The following is a 4,180-nucleotide window of genomic DNA, read 5'->3' on the forward strand; positions in this document are numbered from 1 at the left end:
GAAGTGCAGGGCGACCTCACCAAACGCGCGTGGGCCAAAGGCGTGCAAGTGATGAACGAAGGCCCGGGCCACGTGCCCATGCACATGATCGAGGAAAACATGGCCAAGCAACTCGAATGGTGCGGCGAAGCGCCGTTCTACACGCTCGGGCCGCTCACCACCGACATCGCGCCCGGCTACGACCACATCACCAGCGGCATTGGCGCGGCGATGATTGGTTGGTATGGCTGCGCGATGTTGTGTTACGTGACCCCGAAAGAGCATTTGGGATTGCCCAACAAAAAAGATGTGAAGGACGGCGTGATTGCCTACAAAATCGCGGCCCACGCGGCGGATTTGGCGAAAGGACATCCGGGCGCGCAGTATCGCGACAACGCCCTTTCCAAAGCCCGATTCGAGTTCCGTTGGGAAGACCAGTTCAATCTGTCCCTTGACCCGGTGACGGCCAGAGAATTTCACGACGAGACGCTTCCGCAAGACGGAGCGAAGACGGCTCATTTCTGTTCAATGTGCGGCCCGCACTTCTGCTCGATGAAGATCACCGAAGACGTCCGCAAATACGCCGCCGAACAAGGCATGAGCGAGGATGAAGCGCTGAAGAAGGGCATGGAAGAAAAGTCCCGCGAGTTCACGGAAAAGGGTGCGGAGCTTTACGCGAAGGCGTGAGAGATAAGTGTAAATCGAATCATCACCGTCCCATGTACCGGCGCTTCGCGGAACTGCGGTTAGCCGACTGCCGGCGCCGATGCCACCCTCGGGTCTCGTGCTAGTATCGCTGCGATGAAAACCATGCTCCTTGCTGTCACTCTCACTTTCGTTTGCCTCGCTGAGGCGGCGGCGCAATCTCCGTGGCCGCAGTGGCGCGGGCCGCAGCGCGACGGGCAGTTTGCGGGCCCGGCGTGGCCCGACAAACTCGACGCGAATCACCTCAAACAACTCTGGCGCGTCGAACTTGGCCCGAGTTATTCCGGCCCGATCATCGTTGGCGACCGCGTTTTTACCACCGAGACGAAAGACAGGAAATTCGAGGTCGTCACCGCGTTCGACCGGCATTCGGGCAAGGAGCTTTGGCGCACGCAGTGGGACGGCTCGTTGAGCGTGCCGTTCTTCGCGAAGTCCAACGGCGATTGGATTCGCGCCACGCCCGCGAGCGACGGCGAGAGCCTGTTCGTGGCGGGGATGCGCGACTTGCTCGTCTGCCTCGACATCGCGACCGGGAAGGAACGCTGGCGCTTCGACTTTGTGAAGCAGCTCGAGGCACCCGTGCCCGACTTCGGCTTTGTCTGTTCGCCGCTTGTCGGGAGCGACGCAGTCTATGTGCAAGCCGGCGCGAGCTTCGTGAAATTGAACAAACGCACCGGCGAAATGATCTGGCGCACCCTGAAGGACGCCGGCGGCATGTGGGGCAGCGTGTTCTCGTCACCGATTTTCGCGACGCTCGCGGGAAAGCGCCAGCTCGTCGTGCAGACGCGCGAGAAGCTTGCGGGCGTTGATCCCGCGGACGGGAAAGTCCTGTGGGAGCAATCCGTCGAGGCGTTTCGCGGCATGAACATCCTGACGCCCGTGGCGCACGGCGACATCCTGTTCACCAGCACCTACGGCGGAAAAACGATCGGATTCAAAGTCTCGCAGGCCGACGGCAAGTTCAGCGTGAGCGAAGCATGGCGTCACAAATCGCAAGGCTACATGAGCACACCCGTGGTGGTGGACGGCGTGGCCTACACCCATCTCAAGAGCCAGCGCGCGATGGCGATCGAGATCGCGACGGGACGCGAGTTGTGGACCAGCAGTCAGTCATTCGGCAAATACTGGAGCCTCGTGGCGCAGCGCGACCGCATCCTCGCGCTCGACCAGCGCGGGCAACTGTTCCTTCTACGCGCGAACGGGGAGAAGTTCGACCTGCTCGACCAGCGCAAACTCACGAAGGAAGAAACGTGGGCACACCTCGCCGTGGCCGATGACGGGATCATCGTTCGCGAACTCAACGCGCTCGTGGCGTATCGCTGGCAGAAGGCAGCGGCGCAGCCGTGAATTGGCGCGCACAGGCGGCAGGCCTGTTCTGCTGGATGGCGATCTGTTTTGTTGCGCCTGCGCTCGGCATTTTTGCGATGCCCGGCGAATGGTATGCATCGTTGAGAAAGCCTTCATGGAATCCGCCCGGCTGGATTTTTGGTCCAGTGTGGACGGCGCTTTACGCGATGATGGCGGTGGCGGCGTGGCTCGTGTGGCGTCGCGGCGGATTCGCGGCGCAGCGACGTGCGCTCACGATGTTCCTCGTGCAGCTCGCGCTCAACGCCGCGTGGACGCCACTGTTCTTTGGTCTGCATTGGCCGGGGGTGGCGTTCGCAGAAATCGTGCTTCTCTGGCTGGCCATCGTTGCGACGCTGTTCGCGTTTCGGCCCGTGAGCCGCGTTGCCGCATGGCTGCTCGTGCCCTACCTGGCGTGGGTGAGCTTTGCCGCAGTGCTGAATTTTGAACTCTGGAGACTGAATCAATGAGTGGAACAACCCTGGTCTGGTTGCGGATAGATTTGCGCCTGGCGGACAACCCTGCTTTGCGCGCGGCGATTGAGCGCGGCGGGCCGGTCGTGCCGGTGTTCATCTGGTCGCCGGAGGAGGAAGCTCCGTGGCAACCGGGCGGCGCGTCGAGGTGTTGGCTGCATCAATCGCTGGCGGCGTTGGAGGCCAGTCTGCGCAAAGCCGGTTCGCGGCTGGTGATCCGGCGCGGGCCGACGCTCGAAACCCTGCGGGCGCTGGTGAAGGAAACCGGCGCGTCAGCCGTGTTTTGGAATCGCCGCTACGAACCTGCTGTCATGGCCCGCGACGCGAAAGTGAAGGAGGCGTTGCGTCACGACGGTGTAACGGTTGAGAGCTTCAACGCGGCGCTGTTACACGAGCCGTGGACGATCCAGAACCAGAGCGGCAAACCGTTTCAAGTCTTCTCGCCATTCTGGCGGCATTGCCTGACGAAGCCTGATCCCGTCGAGCCGAAGCCCGCGCCAAAACGCCTCGCCTCGCCCGCGCGCTGGCCGAAATCACTTGCGCTCGCCGAACTGGAACTCGAACCGCGCATCCAATGGGCGGAAGGATTTCGCGCCGCCTGGCAACCGGGCGAAGCTGGAGCAGCGGCTGCAATGAGACAATTTCTCACACGTGATTTCGAAAATTATTCCGAGCAACGCAACCGGCCGGATGTCGGCGGCACGTCGCGCCTCTCGCCGCATCTGCACTTCGGCGAAATCAGTCCGTGCCAGGTGTGGCAGGGATTGAGGGCGATGGCGGCGAAGCGCGGGCTGGCCGTCGCGCAATGGCGTGGCTCGCAGTTTCTGGCCGAGCTTGGCTGGCGCGAATTCGCCCACCATCTGCTCTACCATTTTCCGCACACGCCGATCGAACCCTTGCGCGCCGATTTCAAGAAGTTCCCGTGGCGCAAAGACACGGCCTGGCTCAAGGCGTGGCAGCGTGGCCGCACGGGCTTTCCCATCGTGGACGCCGGGATGCGCGAGTTGTGGACGACCGGCTGGATGCACAATCGCGTGCGGATGATTGTGGCCAGCTTCCTCGTGAAGGACTTGCTGATTGACTGGCAGGAGGGCGCGAGATGGTTTTGGGATACGCTTGTGGACGCCGACCTCGCCCAGAACACGCTGGGCTGGCAGTGGACGGCAGGTTGCGGGGCGGACGCCGCGCCGTTCTTCCGTATTTTCAATCCGGTCAGCCAGGGCGAGAAATTTGATCCGAACGGCGATTACGTCCGTCACTGGTGTCCGGAGCTGGCGAAGCTGCCGCCAAAATGGATTCATCAACCCGACAAAGCGCCGGAGGAAATTCTCCGCAGGGCTGGCATTGAACTCGGCCGCGATTATCCTGAACCCGTCGTCAGCCACGCCATCGCGCGCGAGGTGGCGCTGGAGGCGTTCGCGCGAATCAGGTCGCGCAAGTCTTGACTGGCCGAGTTCACGGAAAATTTTACCGCGAGTTGAATTTGAAAAGTTTCAACCCAGTTGAATTGAAGTGCGAGCCGCACCTGCCATTGAATCGGCATCTTCGCGACGGCCTGCGTCCCGGCTCGATTGCCGACGCCAACGAGTCCTTGCGGACGGCCACCAAGCAATTCGGCGAACTCGAAGTGCAGGGCGAACTCACCAAACGCGCGTGGGCCAAAGGCGTGCAAGTGATGA

Annotated in this window: 5 protein-coding genes; all 5 read left to right on the plus strand. The window is 62.1% G+C overall.

Features of this window, described 5'->3' with window-relative positions:
* Positions 1-666: phosphomethylpyrimidine synthase (locus FJ386_15145; GenBank protein MBM3878022.1), on the plus strand; the 666-nt coding region annotated here is incomplete at its 5' end.
* 123 nt (positions 667-789) lie between these two features.
* Positions 790-2,031 (plus strand): pyrrolo-quinoline quinone, encoded by a 1,242-nt coding sequence (locus FJ386_15150; GenBank protein ID MBM3878023.1) that lies wholly within the window; start codon positions 790-792, stop codon positions 2,029-2,031.
* 35 nt (positions 2,032-2,066) lie between these two features.
* Positions 2,067-2,498, plus strand: coding sequence for a tryptophan-rich sensory protein (locus tag FJ386_15155; protein ID MBM3878024.1), 432 nt, complete (start codon positions 2,067-2,069; stop codon positions 2,496-2,498).
* The gene (locus FJ386_15160; GenBank protein ID MBM3878025.1) at positions 2,495-3,946 is read left to right on the plus strand and encodes a deoxyribodipyrimidine photo-lyase; all 1,452 of its coding nucleotides are present in this window, start codon (positions 2,495-2,497) and stop codon (positions 3,944-3,946) included. The genes FJ386_15155 and FJ386_15160 overlap by 4 nt, the downstream gene beginning before the upstream one ends.
* Positions 3,943-4,180, plus strand: a 238-nt coding sequence (locus tag FJ386_15165; protein ID MBM3878026.1) for a hypothetical protein, incomplete at its 3' end; no start/stop codon positions are given. The genes FJ386_15160 and FJ386_15165, both read left to right, overlap by 4 nt.

The sequence above is a fragment of the Verrucomicrobiota bacterium genome, assembly GCA_016871675.1.
GTDB lineage: Bacteria > Verrucomicrobiota > Verrucomicrobiia > Limisphaerales > VHCN01 > VHCN01.